At 68.5% G+C, this 15848-nt stretch carries 19 protein-coding genes; 12 read left to right on the forward strand and 7 right to left on the reverse strand.

Annotation, left to right across the window (positions count from 1 at the left end; translation table 11 throughout):
* Window positions 1–40 precede the first annotated feature (40 nt).
* Both ilvD and ACSQ2B_RS03515 read right to left on the reverse strand, forming a co-directional pair.
* A complete protein-coding gene (gene ilvD / locus ACSQ2B_RS03510) occupies window positions 41–1891 on the reverse strand; it encodes a dihydroxy-acid dehydratase (RefSeq protein WP_436047383.1) in 1851 nt (616 codons plus the stop codon).
* Window positions 1892–2026: 135 nt separating this feature from the next.
* Entirely contained in the window at window positions 2027–2269 is a 243-nt protein-coding gene (locus tag ACSQ2B_RS03515; protein WP_436047384.1) for a hypothetical protein, read from the reverse strand.
* Between the two features lie 170 nt (window positions 2270–2439).
* Between ACSQ2B_RS03515 and ACSQ2B_RS03520 the strand changes: the two genes are divergently transcribed.
* From ACSQ2B_RS03520 to der, 8 genes are all read left to right on the forward strand, one after another.
* Entirely contained in the window at window positions 2440–2787 is a 348-nt protein-coding gene (locus ACSQ2B_RS03520; protein ID WP_436047386.1) for an ArsC family reductase, read from the forward strand.
* 126 nt (window positions 2788–2913) lie between these two features.
* Window positions 2914–3285, forward strand: a complete 372-nt coding sequence (locus ACSQ2B_RS03525) for a DUF6249 domain-containing protein (protein WP_436047388.1) — start codon at window positions 2914–2916, stop codon at window positions 3283–3285.
* A gap of 25 nt (window positions 3286–3310) precedes the next feature.
* Complete coding sequence (locus ACSQ2B_RS03530; RefSeq protein WP_436047389.1) at window positions 3311–3886, forward strand: RNA polymerase sigma factor; 576 nt, start codon at window positions 3311–3313, stop codon at window positions 3884–3886.
* Window positions 3879–4253, forward strand: a complete 375-nt coding sequence (locus ACSQ2B_RS03535; RefSeq protein WP_436047391.1) for a hypothetical protein — start codon at window positions 3879–3881, stop codon at window positions 4251–4253. The genes ACSQ2B_RS03530 and ACSQ2B_RS03535 overlap by 8 nt, the downstream gene beginning before the upstream one ends.
* Window positions 4254–4257: 4 nt before the next feature.
* Window positions 4258–5085, forward strand: a complete 828-nt coding sequence (panB, locus tag ACSQ2B_RS03540) for a 3-methyl-2-oxobutanoate hydroxymethyltransferase (protein WP_436047393.1) — start codon at window positions 4258–4260, stop codon at window positions 5083–5085.
* Window positions 5086–5365: 280 nt separating this feature from the next.
* Window positions 5366–6112, forward strand: a complete 747-nt coding sequence (locus ACSQ2B_RS03545) for a tetratricopeptide repeat protein (protein WP_436047394.1) — start codon at window positions 5366–5368, stop codon at window positions 6110–6112.
* A complete protein-coding gene (locus ACSQ2B_RS03550; protein ID WP_436047395.1) occupies window positions 6109–7494 on the forward strand; it encodes an outer membrane protein assembly factor BamB family protein in 1386 nt (461 codons plus the stop codon). The genes ACSQ2B_RS03545 and ACSQ2B_RS03550 overlap by 4 nt, the downstream gene beginning before the upstream one ends.
* A 123-nt stretch (window positions 7495–7617) precedes the next feature.
* Window positions 7618–9225, forward strand: a complete 1608-nt coding sequence (der, locus tag ACSQ2B_RS03555) for a ribosome biogenesis GTPase Der (protein WP_436047397.1) — start codon at window positions 7618–7620, stop codon at window positions 9223–9225.
* Here der and ACSQ2B_RS03560 read toward each other — a convergent pair.
* Window positions 9173–9925: an SDR family NAD(P)-dependent oxidoreductase gene (locus ACSQ2B_RS03560; RefSeq protein WP_436047399.1), complete on the reverse strand. Its 753-nt coding sequence runs from the start codon at window positions 9923–9925 to the stop codon at window positions 9173–9175. The two genes, der and ACSQ2B_RS03560, sit on opposite strands and share 53 nt — an antisense overlap.
* A 56-nt stretch (window positions 9926–9981) precedes the next feature.
* Complete coding sequence (gene mazG, locus ACSQ2B_RS03565) at window positions 9982–10803, reverse strand: nucleoside triphosphate pyrophosphohydrolase (RefSeq protein ID WP_436049572.1); 822 nt, start codon at window positions 10801–10803, stop codon at window positions 9982–9984.
* Between the two features lie 94 nt (window positions 10804–10897).
* Between mazG and ACSQ2B_RS03570 the strand changes: the two genes are divergently transcribed.
* Together ACSQ2B_RS03570 and ACSQ2B_RS03575 are read left to right on the forward strand one after the other, a co-directional pair.
* Window positions 10898–11101 (forward strand): hypothetical protein, encoded by a 204-nt coding sequence (locus tag ACSQ2B_RS03570; protein ID WP_436047400.1) that lies wholly within the window; start codon window positions 10898–10900, stop codon window positions 11099–11101.
* Between the two features lie 152 nt (window positions 11102–11253).
* Window positions 11254–12027 (forward strand): SDR family NAD(P)-dependent oxidoreductase, encoded by a 774-nt coding sequence (locus ACSQ2B_RS03575; RefSeq protein WP_436047401.1) that lies wholly within the window; start codon window positions 11254–11256, stop codon window positions 12025–12027.
* 32 nt (window positions 12028–12059) lie between these two features.
* Here the strand turns inward: ACSQ2B_RS03575 and ACSQ2B_RS03580 are convergent, their stop codons facing one another.
* The 3 genes from ACSQ2B_RS03580 to ACSQ2B_RS03590 all read right to left on the reverse strand — a co-directional run bounded on the left by ACSQ2B_RS03580 (window position 12060) and on the right by ACSQ2B_RS03590 (window position 13630).
* Entirely contained in the window at window positions 12060–12371 is a 312-nt protein-coding gene (locus tag ACSQ2B_RS03580) for a hypothetical protein (protein WP_436047403.1), read from the reverse strand.
* A 162-nt stretch (window positions 12372–12533) separates the two neighbouring features.
* Entirely contained in the window at window positions 12534–13181 is a 648-nt protein-coding gene (locus ACSQ2B_RS03585) for a glutathione S-transferase family protein (protein WP_436047404.1), read from the reverse strand.
* Window positions 13181–13630, reverse strand: a complete 450-nt coding sequence (locus ACSQ2B_RS03590; RefSeq protein ID WP_436047406.1) for a cupin domain-containing protein — start codon at window positions 13628–13630, stop codon at window positions 13181–13183. Before ACSQ2B_RS03590 ends, ACSQ2B_RS03585 begins: the two co-directional genes overlap by 1 nt.
* Before the next feature lie 352 nt (window positions 13631–13982).
* On the opposite strand from ACSQ2B_RS03590, the gene ACSQ2B_RS03595 reads away from it, so the two are divergent.
* Window positions 13983–15335, forward strand: a complete 1353-nt coding sequence (locus tag ACSQ2B_RS03595; protein ID WP_436047408.1) for a tyrosine-type recombinase/integrase — start codon at window positions 13983–13985, stop codon at window positions 15333–15335.
* Window positions 15332–15814: a hypothetical protein gene (locus ACSQ2B_RS03600; protein WP_436047409.1), complete on the forward strand. Its 483-nt coding sequence runs from the start codon at window positions 15332–15334 to the stop codon at window positions 15812–15814. Before ACSQ2B_RS03595 ends, ACSQ2B_RS03600 begins: the two co-directional genes overlap by 4 nt.
* Window positions 15815–15848: the final 34 nt, after the last annotated feature.

The raw sequence follows: 15848 nt of genomic DNA on the forward strand, positions 1-15848 counted from the left end.
GACCGGTATTGAACGGGGAAAACAGTATTGAAAACCAAGCCTAGCGGCGCGGCTGATCCACGTCGCGGACCGCGCCGCGGGCGGCGCTGGTGGTGAAGGCCGCGTAGGCGCGCAGGGCCGTCGAGACCTTGCGGTCCCGCTGCCCGGGCTTCCAGGCGTCGACGCCCTTGGCCTCCATGACCGCGCGGCGCTCGGCCAGCACCGCGTCGCTGACCGAAAGCTGGATCGTGCGCTCGGGGATGTCGATCACGACCAGATCGCCCTCCTCGACCAGGCCGATCAGCCCGCCCTCGGCCGCTTCCGGCGAGACGTGGCCGATGGAGAGCCCCGAAGTTCCGCCCGAAAACCTCCCGTCGGTGAGCAGGGCGCACTGCTTCCCCAGCCCCTTCGACTTCAGATAGGAGGTCGGATAAAGCATCTCCTGCATGCCCGGCCCGCCACGCGGGCCCTCATAGCGGATCACCAGGACGTCGCCGGCCTGGATCTTGCCGGTCAGGATGGCGCTGACCGCCGCATCCTGGCTCTCGAACACCCGGGCGGGGCCCGAGAACTTCAGGATGCTCTCGTCGACGCCGGCGGTCTTCACGATGCAGCCGTCCAGGGCGAGGTTGCCCTTCAGCACCGCCAGGCCGCCGTCCTTGGAGAAGGCATGCTCGACGTCGCGGATGACGCCCGCCTCGCGGTCGACGTCGAGCTCCTTCCAGCGGCGGTTCTGGCTGAAGGCCGTCTGGGTCGGCACGCCGCCGGGCCCCGCGCGGTAGAAGGTCTGCACGGCCTCGCTGGCGCTGCGGCGCACATCCCAGCGCTCCAGGGCGTCGCCCAGGGTCGGGCTGTGCACGGTGGGGGTGGCGGTATGGATCAGGCCGCCGCGCTCGAGCTCGCCCAGCAGGGCCATGATGCCGCCGGCGCGGTGGACGTCCTCCATGTGCACGTCGGACTTGGCCGGCGCGACCTTGGAGAGGCAGGGCACCTTGCGGGACAGACGGTCGATGTCGTCCATGGTGAAGTCGACGCCGGCCTCGTGGGCCGCCGCCAGCAGGTGCAGGACCGTGTTGGTCGAGCCGCCCATGGCGATGTCCAGGCTCATGGCGTTCTCGAACGCCCTGAAATTGGCCACCGAGCGGGGCAGCACGCTGTCGTCGTCCTGCTCGTAGTGGCGCCGGGTGATGTCGACGATCAGATGGCCGGCTTCAAGGAACAGCCGCTCGCGGTCGGCGTGGGTCGCCAGCACCGAGCCATTGCCCGGCAGCGACAGGCCGAGCGCCTCGGTCAGGCAGTTCATCGAATTGGCCGTGAACATGCCCGAGCAGGAGCCGCAGGTCGGACAGGCCGAGCGCTCGATGGCGTCGACCTCGGCGTCAGTCATGCTGTCGTCGGCGGCGGCGACCATGGCGTCGACCAGGTCGAGGGCCACTTCCTTGCCGCGCAGGACGACTTTGCCGGCCTCCATCGGGCCGCCGGAGACGAAGACCGCGGGGATGTTGAGGCGCAGGGCGGCCATCAGCATGCCCGGAGTGATCTTGTCGCAATTGGAGATGCAGACCATCGCGTCTGCAGTGTGCGCGTTACACATGTACTCGACGCTGTCGGCGATCAGGTCGCGCGACGGCAGGCTGTAGAGCATGCCGTCGTGGCCCATGGCGATGCCGTCGTCGACGGCGATGGTGTTGAATTCCTTGGCGACCCCGCCGGCGCGCTCGATCTCGCGCGCCACCAGCTGACCGAGATCCTTCAGGTGGACATGGCCGGGCACGAACTGGGTGAAGGAGTTCACCACCGCGATGATCGGCTTTCCGAAATCGCCATCCTTCATGCCCGTCGCGCGCCAGAGGCCACGGGCGCCGGCCATGTTGCGGCCATGCGTGGAGGTGCGGGAGCGATAGGCGGGCATGATGAGTCTCGGATCGGAATTAGGTGCGGGTCGCGGCCGAACAGCTGTGGACGAACGGCTGACGTAGGCCGTTCCCGCTGCAGGTCAACCCGCGGAGATGGGGCGAGGGGTGGGCGCGGATCGCCGCGCGCCGGATCAGACGAGCTGGTCGGCGGCTACGATCGGCCGGCTTTCGCGGGTGGCGCGCATCCGGTCTTTCGGGTCCTTGGGATCGGAGGCGAGGATCACATGGTCCTCATGCACCTCGAGCAGGGTGCCGACGAAGGGGAAGTCCTGGAACTGGCTGGGCACCCGATAGCTCACCGTGTCGCCCACCTTGAAGGAGGCCGGGTCGAAGTTGAACTCGAACGGGCAGGCTTCCTGGGTTCCCTGGTCCATCAAGATCTCCTTGGCGCCAGTCTTGGGGCGCGTGCGGTTGGACCGCGCCGCGCGCTGTCGTCGACGCCATTTTGCCGGAGCGGCCGCTCGAGGTCCAGTTCCTCAGCCCCTCAAGGGCCGGCGAATCGGGCGAGATCGCACCGGCGCTGACATTTGGACGAGGCTTGGCCGTGACGACGACGCTTTTCGGCATCCGCAACTGCGACACCATGAAGAAGGCCTGGACCTGGCTTGACCAGCACGGCGTCGCCTACGACTTCCACGACTACAAGAAGCAGGGGATCGAGCGCGAGCGCCTGGAGGGCTGGGTCGCCAAGCTCGGCTGGGAGGTGCTGCTGAACCGTTCAGGGACGACCTTCCGCAAGCTGCCCGACGCCGACCGCACCGGGATCGACGCGGCCAAGGCCGTCGACCTGATGCTGGCCCAGCCCTCGATGATCAAGCGCCCGGTGCTGGACGTCGACGGCAAGCTGCTGGTGGCCTTCAAGCCCGCCGAATACGAGCAGCAGTTCGGCTGAGCCGCAGCCGCGGCGTTTCATGACGAAGATTTCATGGCCTAGGTTGCATCTATTGCTCGCATTCGCCGCCTCTTTCCCTGCAGTGGCGGAACGATCCGCCCAACAGTCGAGAAAGAACTCCGTCGGATGGAAATCCTAATCCCGCTGACATTCTTCGCGATGATCGCAGCAATCGTCATCGGTCCGCGCTATCTGAAGAGTCTGGAGCGTCGGAAGATGGCCGAGACGCTTCGCGCGGCCATCGACAAGGGACAGCCCTTGCCGCCCGAGGTGATCACCATGCTGACCGCCGACGCCAAGCCGCCGGCCTCTCCGCAGCGCGATCTGCGGCGCGGCGTGATCCTGGTGGCGGTGGCGCTGGGCCTTGTGGTGATGGGCCTGCTTATCGGCCAGGGCGAGCCGGACGCGACCTATCCGATGATCGGGGTCGCCGCGATCCCGGGCTTCATCGGCCTGGCGCTGATCGCCATCGCCCAGCTCGGCAAGGACCGCACCTAAGCTACGGCCGGGGGATCTGACGCCCATGGCCAGCGCGAGAAAGCTGCGCTTCGCGGAACTGCACGACCTTGAGCTGTGCGCTCAGGCCGTGACCGGCGAACGTGTGGCCTTCGGCGAACTGGTGCGCCGCCACGGCCCGGCGGTGCGCGGCCTGCTGCGCCGGATGGGCGCGCCGGGCGCGGAGGCCGACGATCTCGCCCAGGACGCCTTCCTCGCCGCCTTCGGGCGGATCGCCGAGTTTCGCGGGGAGGGGACCTTCGCCGGCTGGGTGAAGCGGATCGCCGCGCGGCTCTACCTGCGCCGGCTCCAGCGCGAGCGGCGGCTGGCGGCGGTGGTCGAGGCGCCGCCGACGGACGAAGTCGGGGCGGACGACGCCGACGGCCGCATCGATCTGGAGGAAGGGCTGAAGACGCTGAGCCCCGCCGAACGACTGTGCGTCACCCTCTGCTTCGGCGCCGGCCTCTCGCACGGCGAGGCGGCGGAGGCCTTGAACCTGCCGCTTGGAACCGTCAAATCCCACGTCAAACGCGGGCTGGAGAAGCTGCGGGCGCGACTGGCGCCGGCTACCGGCCCGCTGCAAGGGAGCCGCGGTGATGGCTGAGCCCGACTTCGAACGCCGGCTGGAGCGGCTCTTCGCCGACGCTCCGGCCTTCGCCGACGACGACGCCTTCGCCGACCGCATCGCCCAGCGTCTCGACCGCGGCTGGACCGCGCGCCGCTGGCTGATCGGCGCCGCCGGGGTCACCGGCGGCGTGGTGGGGGCGAGCCAGATGGTCGTCTCCGGGGTCTTCCATCGCATGGAGTCGGCCGGGACCTCCGCGCGCGCCCTCTCCACAGGCCTGACCCAAACTGCGCCGGCGCAATGGATATCGACGCTGCCCAGCGGCGGGGTCGTGGTATGGATCGCCGTCGCTGTCGCCATTGTCATGATTGGCTTCGTGCTCACCCGCGTGATCGAGGAGATCTGACCCCGTGTCATCGCATCGCCAGGACCAGGTCCGCCGCGTGGCGGCCCCGGACATCGCCGCCCGCAAGGGCAAGACGCCGATCGTCTGCCTGACCGCCTACACCGCCCCGGTCGCGGAAATCCTGGATGACCATTGCGATCTGCTGCTGGTGGGCGACAGCGTCGGCATGGTGGTCCATGGCCTGCCCAACACCGTCGGCGTCACCCTGGAGATGATGATCCTGCACGGCCAGGCGGTGATGCGCGGCTCGAAGAAGGCCATGGTCGTCGTCGACATGCCGTTCGGCTCCTATGAAGCCTCGGCCGAGGTCGCCTACGCCAACGCCGCCCGGATGATGAAGGAGACCGGCGCCCAGGCGGTGAAGGTCGAAGCGGGCGAACTGATCGCCGGAACCATCGAATACATGGTCAAACGCGGCATTCCCGTCATGGGCCATGTCGGCCTGCGTCCGCAGTCGGTGCTGGTCGACGGCGGCTTCAAGGCCAAGGGCAAGGGCGGCGAAGAGCGGCAGCGCATCCTCGAGGACGCTCGCGCCAGCGCGGAGGCCGGCGCCTTCGCCGTTGTCGTCGAGGGGGTGGCCGAGGGGCTTGCCCGGGAGATCACCGAGGTCATCGCCGTCCCCACGATCGGCATCGGCGCCTCGGCGGGCTGCGACGGCCAGGTGCTGGTCGCCGACGACATGCTCGGCCTCTTCGAGTGGACCCCGAAGTTCGTCCGCCGCTACGCCGACCTGAAGGGCGAGATCAGCCGCGCCGCGGCCGCCTACGCCGAGGACGTCCGCGCCCGCCGGTTCCCCGGCCCGGCGGAGATCTATTTCGCCAAGGCGGGATAAACTTCCTCTCCCCGCTTGCGGGGAGAGGGTAGGGTGAGGGGCGGCTCGGCGTCGCCACGACACCTGATATCGCCGCCATGAGACGCCCGTCCGCGCAATCGCCATGCCCGCTTTCGGGCCTGCGCCACCCCTCACCCAGCCTCTCCCCACAAGCGGGGAGAGGAGCCTGCCGCAAACGAAGAGAGAGCCTTCGATTTCGGAGCGTTGCAGGGCGGGACCGCGCGCTATAGGTTCCCGGCCTCTGCGCGCCGCCGCGCATCTGAGTCCGGAGTCCCCATTCGTGGCCGATCTGTTTGAAGAGGTCGAGGAGCAGCTTCGCTCCGACCGCTACCGGACGTTTGCGTTCAAGATCCTGCCATGGGTCCTGGGCCTGGCGGCGGCCGTCCTGATCGCGGCGCTCTCCTGGTGGGGCTGGTCGCACTATCAGGAGCAGGCGACCGGCAAGGCTTCGGAACAGTATGAGGCGGGGCTCGAAGCCCTGCAGCAGGGGCGCGCCGACCAGGCGACCAAGCTGTTCACCGACGTCAGTCAATCCCAGGCCAAGGCCTACAAGTCGCTGGCGCTGATGCAGCTCGGCGGCATCCAGCTGTCGCAGAACAAGACCGCTGCGGCCGTGCAGTTCTTCGACAAGTCCGCGGAGGCCGCGCCCGACCCGATGATCGCCGACGCCGCGCGCCTCAAATCCGCCTTCGCCCTCCTCGACACCGCGCCCAAGAAGGACGTGGAGGCGCGGTTGACGCCCTTGATGCAGGACGGCCGCCCTTATCGCGTGGAAGCTCGCGAGGCGCTGGCCTTCTCCAAGCTGATGGGCGGCGACCACGCCGGCGCCCGCGGCGACTTCGTGATCATCTCCGGCATGCTGGACGCCCCCGAGGGCGCCCGCGCCCGCGCCAAGGCCGCGATCGGCCTGATCGATTCCGGATCGGCCAAGGCGGTCGCCACGACCGTCCGCGCCGCCGCAGCTCTCCCGCCCACCGCCCTTGCGCCGACCGAACCGGCGCAACCCCAAGCCCCGGGTCCTCAATGACGTCGCGCCGCATCCGTCTTCTCACCGTCCTCATGGTCGCCGCCCTCGGGGCGAGCGGCTGCTCGACGCTGGGCCGCATAAATCCCTTCAACGGCAAGGACGGCCCCAAGGAGACGGCGAGCGCGGGCGAGCGGATCTCGATCGTCCCCGCCGACCAGAAGCTCGAAGTCGCCGAGGCGCTGAAGGGCGTCGACTTCGCCCTGCCGACGCCCACGGCGATCGCCGACTGGCCGCTGCCGGGCGGCACGCCCGAGCAGTCGGTCGAAAACGTCGACGCGGCGCCGAACCTGTCGATCGTCTGGAAGCGCGACATCGGCCGCGGCTCCGGCAAGGGCTATTTTGTCACCGCCCCGCCGATCGCCGCCGGCGGCCGCATCTTCACCATGGACGCCGACGCCTCGGTCACGGCGCACGACGCTCAGAGCGGCGCCCAGGTCTGGCGCACCAATGTCCGCACCGGCGGCAAGCGCGACCGCGAGGCTTTCGGCGGCGGCGTCGCCTACGCCAACGGCAAGCTCTATGTCTCGTCAGGCTTCCGCGAAGTCGTCCAGCTGGACGCCGCCACCGGCGCAATCGGCTGGCGCACTCGCACGGATCAGCCGATCCACGCCGCGCCGACGGTGGTCGACGGCCGCGTCATGGCGGTGGCGATCGACAACACCCTGATGACCTTCGACGCCGCGACCGGCGCCGCCGGCTGGACCTACCAGGCGCTGTCGGAGCCGGCCCGCATCCTGGCGGCGTCGAGCCCGGCCGTGAGCGGGGATTCCGTCGTCGCCGCCTTCGGATCGGGCGAGCTCGTCGCCCTGCGCGCGCAGAACGGCAGCGATCTTTGGAACGCGGCTCTGTCGCGCACCAGCCAGACCAGCGCGCTCTCCGAGATCCGCGACATTCCAGGCCGTCCGGTGATCTACCAGGGCGACGTCTTCGCGGTCAGCCACTCGGGCGTCTTCGCCGCCACCGACCTGCGCACCGGCCAGTCCCGCTGGACCCTGCCGGTCGTGGGCGTCACCTCGCCCTGGGCGGCCGGCGACGTGGTCTATGTCGTCTCCCGCGACGGCCAGCTGATCTGCGCTTCGCGCGAGAGCGGCCAAGTCTATTGGATCCGCGACCTCAACGCCGGCTTCAAGGCGAAGAAGCGCGGCGGATTCTTCGGCATCGGCGGCCGCGCCGTCCAGAAGCCGCTCTGGTCCAGCCCGATCCTGGCGAACAACCGGCTGATCCTGGCCGGCGCGACCGGTCAGCTGATCTCGGTCAACGCCAAGTCCGGCGAGATCGAACGGCGGGTCAATCTCGGCGCGCCGACCATCATCGGCCCGATCGCCGCCGGGAACATGATCTATCTGGTCAGCGACACCGGACAGCTCATCGCGTTGCGCTGAGACGAGCATCCTAGCATTCGGCGGTTCTTTCGGGCCGCCGAATGCTCCTAAGATCTTGAAGTTAGACCATTCGCTACGTCGAACCGGTGTCCACTTCGCCTGCGAATGGTCTAGAGTAAGTCCATGCCTTTGAAACTTGCGATCGTCGGCCGTCCGAACGTCGGGAAATCGACCCTGTTCAACCGCCTGGCCGGCAAGAAGCTCGCCATCGTCGACGATCAGCCCGGCGTCACCCGCGACCGCCGGTTCGCCCCCGGCCAGCTGGGCGACCTGGAACTGGAGCTGATCGACACCGCCGGCTTCGAGAACGTCAACGACGAGAGCCTGGAGGCGCGCATGCGGCTCCAGACCGAGCTGGCGATCGAGGAAGCCGACGTGTCGCTGTTCGTCATCGACTCCCGCGAGGGCGTGGCGCCGCTCGACCGGGTGTTCGCCGAAATCCTGCGCAAGCACGACAAGCCGGTGGTGCTGTGCGCCAACAAGGCCGAGGGCAAGCAAGGCGACGCAGGCATCCTCGACGCCTTCACCCTGGGCCTGGGCGAGCCGGTGCCGATCTCCGCCGAGCATGGCGAGGGCATGGCCGATCTCTACGCCGCCCTTCTGGAGGTGGCGCCCGAGGACAACGAGGCGGAAGAACAGGGCGACAAGCCGGTCCTCATCGCCATCGTCGGACGGCCCAACGCCGGCAAGTCGACCCTGGTGAACCGGCTGATCGGCGAGGACCGGCTGCTGACCGGCCCTGAGGCCGGGATCACCCGGGACGCCATTCCGGTGAATTGGGACTGGGACGGCCGCGCCGTGCGCCTGGTCGACACCGCAGGCCTGCGCCGCAAGGCCAAGGTCCAGGAGAAGCTGGAGAAGCTCTCCACCCAGGACTCGATCCGCGCCATCACCTACGCCGAGGTGGTGATCCTGGTGATGGACGCCACCCATCCCTTCGAGACCCAGGACCTGCAGATCGCCGACCTGGTCGAGCGGGAGGGCCGCTGCCTGGTCTTCGTGCTCGCCAAGTGGGACCTGGTCGAAGATCCCCAGGCGACGCTGGCCGCCTTCATCGAGGAGGCCCAGCGCCAGCTGCCGCAGGTTCGCGGCGCGCCGATCATCGCGCTGTCGGCCGAGACCGGGCGCGGGCTCGACAAGCTGATGCCGGCGGTCTTCAAGACCCACGCCGACTGGTCGACCAAGGTGAAGACCAAGGACCTCAACACCTGGCTGGCGATGGCGACCCAGCGCCATCCGCCGCCCTCGGTGGCCGGCCGGCGGATCAAGCCGAAATACATGGCCCAGACCAAGGCCCGGCCGCCGACCTTCGTGCTCTTCTGCACGCGGGCCGAACAGCTGCCGGAGAGCTATCGGCGCTACCTGATCAACTCGCTTCGTGAAAGCTTCGACCTGCCGGGCGTGCCGCTGCGCGTGAGCCTTCGCTCGACCCGCAACCCCTTCGCAGACGGCGACGAGCCGGCGCCGCGCCCCGCCGCCCGGACTGCGCCCCGCAAGGCGCGGGTTTCGGCCGCGCCGGAGACGGCGCCGGCCGCTGCAAAGCCGAAGGCCGCGCCAGCGGCGCTCACCAAGTCTCGTCCCTCCAGGACCAAGACCGGCAATCCGGGCAAACCGCCGAAGCCGAAGACCAAGCCGGGCAATCCGCGCGGTCGGACCCAGAAGCTGGCCCGGCCCGGCGTCAAGCCGAAGCGGGCCTCGCGGCCGACTTCCAATAAGCGAAGTCCACGTTAGAGGTCGGCAGGCCGAGATCGGCCTTGAGCGCCAGCTCCAGGATCAGCGGCGCGATCTCCGACGGATCGGGCAGGGTCGTGGGATCCTCACCCGGCATGGCTTCGGCCCGCATCTTGGTGCGCACGGCCCCCGGCTCCAGGAGGACGGCGCGGACGTTGGTCTGCTCCAGCTCGTCGGCCCAGGTGCGCACCAGGTTCTCCATCCCGGCCTTGGTCGCGCCGTAGGGCCCCCAGAAGGCCTTCGGCCGCTGCGCGCGGCTGGTCGTCAGGAAGATGGCGCGGGCGGTAGGCGCGGCGCGCAGCAGCGGCTCCGTCGTGCGGATCAGCCGGTAGGTGGCGGTGAGGTTGGTCGCCAGCACCCGGTCCCAGTGCTTGGGCTCGATGTGGGCGACCGGCGTGAGCGGGCCCAGGATGGCCGCGGCGTGCACCAGGACGTCGAGCCGGCCGAATCGCTGATGCAGGGAGAAGCCCAGCTGGTCGAGGGCGTCGCCGTCGGAGATGTCGAGCGGCACCAGGGTCGTCGCGCGGCCGGTGGCCTGGCGGATCTCGTCGTCCAGCTCCTCCAGCCCGCCCTGGGTGCGGGCGACGGCCACCACCTGGGCGCCGGCCTTGGCGAGCGCGACGGCGGCGGCGCGGCCAATGCCGCGGCTGGCGCCGGTGACGAGGGCGATCTTGTCTTGAAGCGGCAGGGTCTCGGACATGCGCGGCTCTCTAGAACATTTCGCCGGGAGTTTCTCCCCCTCAGAAACCGCTGCGCTCAGCCTTTCTCCGCCGCCTTGGCCTCGTCCCAGAGCGCGTCCATCTCCGCCAGGTCGGAATCCTCCGGCGTCTTGCCCCGCTCCGCGAGCCTGGCCTCGATATAGCGGAAGCGCCGGGCGAACTTGGCGTTGGCGAAGCGCAGCGAATCCTCCGGATCCACGTCGAGGGTCCTCGCCAGGTTGGCGACGACGAAGAGCACATCGCCCATCTCCTGGCGGGCCTTCTCCACATCGCCGACCGCCAGCTCGGCCTCCAGTTCGGCGACCTCCTCGTGCAGCTTCTCCATGACCTCCTTCACCGAGGGCCAGACGAAGCCCACGCGCGCGGCGCGCCGGGAGAGCTTCACCGCCCGGGTCAGCGCCGGCAGCCCCACCGGGACATCGTCCAGCAGGCTCTCGGCCCGGCCCTTGCGCCCACGCTCCTCGGCCTTCAGCGTCTCCCACCCGGCCTTCTGGTCGGCGAGGGAGGCGTAGGCGCCGTCGCCGAACACATGCGGATGACGGCGAATCATCTTGTCGTTGATCGCCTGGACCACGTCGGCGAAGGTGAAGGCCCCGGCCTCCTGGGCCATGCGGGAATGGAAGACCACCTGCAGCAGCAGGTCGCCCAGTTCGTCCTTCAGGTCGGCCAGGTCTTCCCGCTCGATCGCATCGGCGACCTCATAGGCCTCCTCGACCGTATAGGGCGCGATGGTGGCGAAGGTCTGCTCCTGGTCCCAGGGGCAGCCGGTCTCGGGATCGCGCAGCCGGGCCATGATCGCCAGCAGCCGGTCGACGGGGGAGAGGGTTTCGGGCGGGGGAGGGGTGGTCATCGCCGGCATCATAAGCACGCGCGTGCCGCAGTCACCGCCTGGGCCGCTCCTTGCAACACGTTGATCCAGAGCAGGCAAACTGCATCAAACTGGAGCGTCCCTCGTGTCATTCGTTCAACTGCGCACCGTCCCGGGTCTCTTTATCGGTCGCCGCCAGGTGGTGCAGGCTGCCTCCGTCCAGGCGAACCCGGGCGAAACCTCCTACCGGTGCGGAGCCTGCGACGAGGTCATCCTGACGGCGGTCGACGGGAGCGACCTCAGCGACGTGGTCGTGAAGTGCCATTGCGGCGAACACAACCAGACCTGACAGTATCGCCGACGCGTTCAAGCGACGGCGGTTCTGGCAACCGGCACGGCTTTCGCGCTAATCACCTTCGGAGCCGGCGAAACCGCCTTTGGCGCCCTGGCGCCATTCCGCGCGACCCGCCGCCAGTCGACAACGCTCCAAGGGAGGACACGATGGACCTTACGAACGCCTCGGCTCTGGTCACCGGCGGCGCCGGCGGCTTTGGCGGCGCTACCGCGCGTCGACTGGCCCAGAAGGGCGCCCGGGTCGTCATCGCCGACGTGGCGGACGAACGCGGCGAGGCCCTGGCCAAGGAGCTGGGCAACGGTTCGGTCTATGTCCGCACCGACATCATGGACGAGGCGTCCATCGCCAAGGCCGTCCAGACGGCGGTGGACATCGGTCCGCTGCGGGCCGCCGTCATCGTCCATGGCGGTCCGCCGCCGCCCGACGCCGGCGGCCGGACGATCAACCGCGAGGGCAAGCGCCTGTCCATGGCGCACTTCGCCCAGCAGGTGCACGTCTTCCTCACCAGCGCCTTCTGCGTCTCGAGCTACGCCGCCGAGGCGATGGCCAAGAACGAGCCGCTCGCCTCCGACCAGCGCGGGGTGATCATCAACACCGCCTCGATCGCCGGCTTCGAGGGTCAGCCCGGCCAGGTGCCCTATTCCGCCGCCAAGGGCGGGATCATCGGCATGACCCTGACCATGGCGCGTGACCTCGCCCCGGTCGGCATCCGCACCATGGCCATCGCGCCGGGCACCTTCTTCACCTTCGCCTACGGCAAGATGAGCCAGGAGGACGCCCAGGAGCGCTGGGGCAAGCTGGTGCCGAACCCCAAGCGCATGGGCGATCCCGACGAGTACGGGATCCTCGCGGCCCATATCGTCGAGAATGACTTCCTGAACGGCACCACCATCCGCCTGGACGGCGCGCAGCGCTTCTAGGCGGCGCTGGCGAGCCCCGCTTCAGGCGTGTGTCAGTAGCGGGGCGCGCCGTTTTCCCAGTAGTAGCGGCCGGTCGACCGGTCCTGGAAATAGTACCGGCCGGCGCGGGCGTCCCAGTACTGTCGGCGGTCCACCCGCTCTCCGGTCTTGGGCGCGGTGTAGTAGCCGATCGCGGCCCCGGCCGCGCCGCCGACCAGGGCGCCCGTCAGCGCGCTGTCGCCCACCGCCGCCCCGAGCGCGGCGCCGGCGAGGCCGCCGGTGGCCGCCCGCTCGGTCGGCGTGGTTCCGCAGCCGGCCAGGATCAGGCCGGCGAGGCCCACGCCACAGATCAGGTTCTTCTTCATCAACGTCTCCCTATCGATCGCAAGGTGACGCCGAGATCAGTTGCGCGTCCGCGCTTGCGCCTCATCGGAGCTGTCAGCTCAAGTATGAGACGAACCGGCGAACGCCGTTTCGGTTCTTGCGGACACTCGATCGTGAGCGACGCGCCGCCTTCCTGGCGCGGCCTAAGGCAGGCCCTCGAGGCCCACGACCATCGCCCGCAGCACCGCCGGGCGCGTCTGGATGCGGTCGGACCAGGCCTGGATGTTGGGAAACTGGTCGAGGCGGCCCAGGTAGTCGTGATGCTGCGCGACCCAGGGCCAGCAGGCCATGTCGGCGATCGAATAGTCGTCGCAGATGAAGTCGCGGCCGGCGAGCTGCGTCTCCAGCACCCCGTAGAGCCGGCGCATCTCCTTCTCGTAGCGGTGCAGAGCGAAAGAACAGTCGCGCGGATCGCGCCCGGGCTTGGCGCTCGCGCGCCGGAACCAGGTGACCTGGCCGGTCATCGGCCCCAGCCCCGCCATCTGCCAGAAGAGCCAGGCGTCGACCCAGGACCGCCTGGCCTCGCCCGTGGGATAGAAGCGGCCGGTCTTGCGTCCGAGATACTGCAGGATCGCGCCGGATTCGAAGATCACCACCCGCTCGCCATGGGCGTCTTCATCCACCAGTCCGGGAATGCGGCCGTTCGGGCTGATCGCCAGGAAGTCCGGCCGCGACTGCTCGTCCCGCAGGATGTCGATCCGCTCGATCTCATAATCGAGCCCCATCTCCTCGAGCGCGATGCTGACCTTCCGCCCGTTCGGGGTGGGGAAGTAGTAGAGGCGGATGGGCATCAGCGTTTCAGCGGCCTGAACTGCAGCTGCATGTGGGTGCGGGCCTCCAGGCCGATGTCCGGGAAAGTCGAGACGTCCCAGGCGTCGCGCCCGCCGATGTCGAAATAGACCGCCGGCTGGTCGCTGCGGTTCTGCAGATGGTGGGCGTTCGGGACCCCGGCCTTGAAGCCGACGCAGTCGCCCGGGCCCAGCACCTCCTCGCCGTCGTCGGTCACCAGGGTCAGTTCGCCGGAGATGACGATGACCGCCTCGTCGTTGGTCCTGTGCCAGTGGCGCTGGGTCGACCAGGCGCCCGGCGGCAGCTCCACCCGATTGACCCCGAACTGGCTGAGCCCGAAGGCCTTGGTCAGCACCCAGGTCTTGCGCCCCTCGAGCTTGCGGTTGTGCGGCTCGGGATAGCTGCTGGCGGCGGTCCGGGCCGCCTCGGGGCTCAGATCGGCCTTCTTCATCGCGTTTCCCCTGGGTCGGACGTCTTTGCGAGCATCTTGGCCCATATCGGAGACGTCGCAACGCACGGGCTTGATGCCAGACAGCCAGAGCGCTGCGAACCGGACTCAAAGGTGGGACATCGCGGCGCGCATCTCCCTTGGGAGGATTTGGCGGGCGGAGTGTCCGCCTCCGCCTAACCCGAAGACGTCCGGAGACGACCGATTAGGAGACGGCTAAGCTTCATCAAGCCATTGGAACTGCTAGCAATTCCCCTTTAACTCTCGCCGGCGAATACCGATATAGGACGGAGACGCCCGGCGAACAGATCGTGAAAATTGCGGTCTGGTCCGGGAGTTGATCCGGAGCCGCGAGATGGGACTGACCGTCAAGAAAATCGAGCGTCTGAAAGACCCTGGCCGCTACGCCGACGGCGGCGGGCTCTATCTCCAGGTGATGAGCCCGTCGAACAAATCCTGGCTCTTCAGGTACCAGCGGAACGTCCGCGACGAAGACGGCCGGACGGTCCTGAATCCGAAGGGCCGGCCGCTGGTCCGCGAACGGTGGATGGGCCTCGGCCCGCTTCACACCTTCGACCTCCCCGAGGCCCGCGAGCTGGCGCGCGCAAAGCGGAAGCTCTTGGCGGACGGAATAGACCCGCTCGACGCGAAGCAGAGCGAACGGGCGGAGCGAGCGCGCGCAGCCGCCAAGCGCAAGACCTTCAAGCAGGCCGCCGAAGCCTACTTCGAGAAGCAGGAGGAGAGCTGGTCGAACCTCAAGCATCGAGCCCAGTTCCTCTCCACGCTTGAGACCTACGCTTTCCCCGTCCTTGGCGACCTACCCGTGGACGCCATCACGACGGACGACCTGCTGCGGGTCTTCAACGCGGAGATCAAACCGCGCAAGGGGGCACCCGCCGACGCGGGGCCGCAGCGCTTCTGGCTAGCCCGCCCGGAGACCGCCCGGCGGGTCCGTACGCGCATTGAGGCGGTCCTAGCGTGGGCGACGTTCCGCGGCTTCCGGAGCGGCGAGAACCCCGCTCGCTGGGTCGGCCACCTTAAGCACGAACTCCCCGCTCAGGGTGACGTGGACCGGAATCAACCTGCTTTGCCGTGGCAGCAGACGGCGGTCTTCCTGGCCGAGTTGAAGGGGCGGGAAGGGATCGCGCCGCGCGCGCTGGAGTTTCTCATCTTGACCGCCATGCGGACGAGCGAAGTGACCGGCGCGAAGTGGTCGGAGGTCAACTTGACTGACGCCAGCTGGACCATTCCGGCCGAGCGGATGAAGATGAAGCGCCCGCATACGGTCCCGCTTAGCCCGCGCGCCGTTCAGATCCTTGAGACGGTGCCGCGGGAGGACGACAACCCCTTCGTCTTCGTCGGCGGCATCGCGGGTAAAGGGCTGTCCAACGCGGCCATGGCCGAACTCGTCAAGCGGATGAACACCCCCGAGTTGCGCTGGGTCGATGCTCAGGGCGAGGCGATCGTCCCCCATGGCTTCCGCTCGACCTTCCGCGACTGGGCGGCTGAACGCACCCGGTACCCGAACCATGTCGTCGAAATGGCCCTGGCCCACGTCGTCGGAAATAAGGTGGAGGCGGCCTACCGGCGAGGGCAGCTCCTCGATTGGCGTAAGCGGCTGATGAAGGACTGGGCGACGTATTGCGAGACGCCGACTCCCGCCGATCGCGAGGGCGACAACGTCGTGGCCTTGGGGGCGGGGCGATGAGCCGGAAGCCTCCGCTATGGGAGTGTCGGACCGCCGCCGAGCGCGCCGCGATGGTGGCCTGGGTCAATGACCAGTTGGACCTAAAGACCTCGGAGGAGCTTATGGCGCGGCGCTACGGTCCCGAAGCTGACGCCGCTTTCTATTCGTATTGGATCAAGACGGCGATCGATGACCATGACGCCAGTCGGTTGACCGAGCTTACGGCGGACCCAGAGGTTAGGCGCGCCGCCTTTGAACGGCTGTTCCGCGGCCCGGGGCGTCCGGCCGGCGAGACACCTATTCAAAGGCTGGCCCGGTTCGCGAACACTGAAGTCACGCAGGTTCTCGCCCTTTGGCGAGAGCACTACGGCCGAGAGCGCGGGGTCCTAGACCCAGCGATGGACATCGTCATCGCTCGCTTCGCTAAGCTAGACCCCAAACTGACGAAAGAGCAGCTGGAGAAATATCGACACGATCACGGCGCCGAAGTTCCGGATTAATTCGCCGATTTAGAGGGGTATCTGAGAACGAATT

The organism is Phenylobacterium sp. LjRoot225, assembly GCF_964252855.1.
Taxonomy (GTDB): Bacteria; Pseudomonadota; Alphaproteobacteria; order Caulobacterales; family Caulobacteraceae; genus Phenylobacterium.